Raw genomic sequence first — 2,201 nt, 5'->3', positions numbered from 1 at the left:
GTAACGAGTGTAGGTAAATCCAAGATTTTCAGCCATTTGGGTGAGGCGGCGATCGAGTCGGCGACAGAGTATATTAGTAATAGCTGGACTGGTGGGTGCGCCTTGGGGAAGGTGGCGATCGCTCAGGGCTACATAATAAGTTTTGCCATCTAATTCTACTTCCTCAATATCCGGTTCTGTAGACAATAAACTGAATATTGTCGCTGCTGCTTCTGAATATCCCAAAGATATAAACAGCCCTTTAACTCGCTGATAGGAAATTGAGGGGAAAAAGTTCTTTAAATCGAAGTTGATTACAACTTCGGCACCGATGTGAGGTTGGGCGTTACTGACAATTGAACGACCCGGACGAAAGCCGTGGGCAGCGTTGTGCAATTCGACTTTTTCTAGTATATTATTAAGTATCCAATGTTGGGCTTTTTTGAGGCGCGGCATGGGGGCGGAAATGATGCGATCGCCTCCCGTCTTTTTGGGGATTCTGAAACGAATATAGTGAGAAATGGGAGATGTTTTGCGAGAAAAGGCGAGAAAGCGCAATTGTCCCATAGTAATTCCCATCGCGGTGGCAATTTGTTCGGCTGTTCCGTAAATGGGTAAGCCGTAACTTTGCAAACGCTGTTCGTCGCAGTCGGTGTAGTTGAGTCCGCCAGAAACGCGATCGCCTAAATAAACAATATCTTGCTGCTTCTTTTGTCGCCAAGCTTCTGCGCGTTCTAGCCTTTCCCTTTCCCGCCTTTCTTTAGTTTCCTGACGCTTGCGCCGCGACTCTGCTAAACGTTGTTTGTATAACTGTTTTTTGAGAAGATTTTCATCGTTGAGTTGACGATTTTGTTTGTAGAGGTCGTTAAGTTCCTTCTGTAATTCTCCACGACGACGAATTTCATCAGCAGGGTCTTGCGGTATTTCTCCTTGGGCAGGCCAAAATCCCAGGCGAATCATTTCCTCAAGAATTACCTCTTCTCTAGAAGTTTCACGAATGCGATCGTACAGTTCTTGGCGAGTTCTTGGCTGGTCAGTCATATTGTTGGTAATTGATTGAGGTTATTGCAAATTTAAGATTTTAGATTGCAAATTTAAAATTTTAAATTTGCAATCTGAAATTCGGCTTATACGGTTTTATTTGCCAACCACAAACCTATATTTCGCACATAAGTTTTGATATCTTCCAAAGCGCGAGGTTCTGTCTTCATAGTATTACCGGGGGCTTCTGATACAAAAGTCGGACAACCCATATCTGCATCCCAATTGTAATCGCAGAAGTGGTGAAAAGTCGATTCGGCCACCGCACGACCGAGTTGGTTGCCGTCTGCATCTTTTGGCCACTCAAACACAACGGCGAGGTTGAATGTGCGATCGGAAACTTTACTTTTACCCATTGCGATTACACGACCGTTAGTTTCGCTTGAGGGAACGCCTACAGCACCTTCGTGGGGATGCGCCGGGAAAAATTCAATTATGCCTGAAGGCGATGTGGGATTTTTTAATAATTCGTGAATTGGTGCGACGGGGATAATTGTTTGATAGTCGCCATTGCGTCCGGAGTGATAGTTCGGCCAAGAAATATTTTCGGTGTAAATATCGTCTTTAGCACGCCGAGATTCATCTGGATCTAAATTTCGCGTTTGGAAAAAGTGGGCAACGCCAACACCGCAAAGAGTGCAGATAGACGAACCTAAATCCTGATGATCTCGCGTTGCAAAAAGACCGCCGCCACGGTTATGAAATGCGGCAATACCTGCATGGTCTTTTTCCGTGAGTCCGTTACCGACATCGACTGCAAATAACCATAGTTCGTCGAAATTTGATTCGCCAAGGTTGCTTAAAATGGGGTCGTTTCCTTCTGCATCGGATTCTCGGTCACGCGCCGTCACCTCGAAGAGGTTGTTCCCCGCTTCGTCTTTGACAGAAGCGAGATAGTCGCGCAATAATGAGAAGCGATCGATACTCCAATCATCTTCCGTCGTGGGAATGGTCGTTTGCAATAGAATCCGAATCGGTTTTTGCATAACCTCTGCCATCTACAAATTTGTCAGCATACGTCTTATTAATAAATTAAAAGCGAAATTGTGTCAAAAATTGCCATATTAAAAAATATCACACGCTATTGCCAAAATGTTGCCCCTTCGTAAATACCCCAGGACTAGATTGCTCAACTCAAGCGAATCTGTTACGGATTTCTTCATTAGTTTCACGGAAACCTA

2 protein-coding genes are annotated in these 2,201 nt (G+C 44.6%); both read right to left on the bottom strand.

Annotated features, from left to right (window positions below):
• A partial coding sequence (locus H6S82_RS30165; protein ID WP_191057242.1) for a reverse transcriptase family protein occupies window positions 1-1,020 on the bottom strand: 1,020 nt, incomplete at its 3' end.
• Window positions 1,021-1,106: 86 nt separating this feature from the next.
• Window positions 1,107-2,018 carry a hypothetical protein gene (locus tag H6S82_RS30160; protein ID WP_242057169.1) on the bottom strand — a complete coding sequence of 304 codons (912 nt, stop codon included), beginning with the start codon at window positions 2,016-2,018 and terminating at the stop codon, window positions 1,107-1,109.
• Window positions 2,019-2,201 lie beyond the last annotated feature (183 nt).

The sequence above is a fragment of the Planktothrix sp. FACHB-1355 genome, assembly GCF_014748295.1.
Taxonomy (GTDB): Bacteria; Cyanobacteriota; Cyanobacteriia; order Cyanobacteriales; family Aerosakkonemataceae; genus Aerosakkonema; species Aerosakkonema funiforme_A.
This window is presented reverse-complemented; position numbering and strand designations above follow the sequence as displayed.

Excerpts from the sequence above, each read along its gene's own strand:
- H6S82_RS30160 (WP_242057169.1), bottom strand. The coding sequence starts at position 2,018 with ATGGCAGAGGTTATGCAAAAACCGATTCGGATTCTATTGCAAACGACC.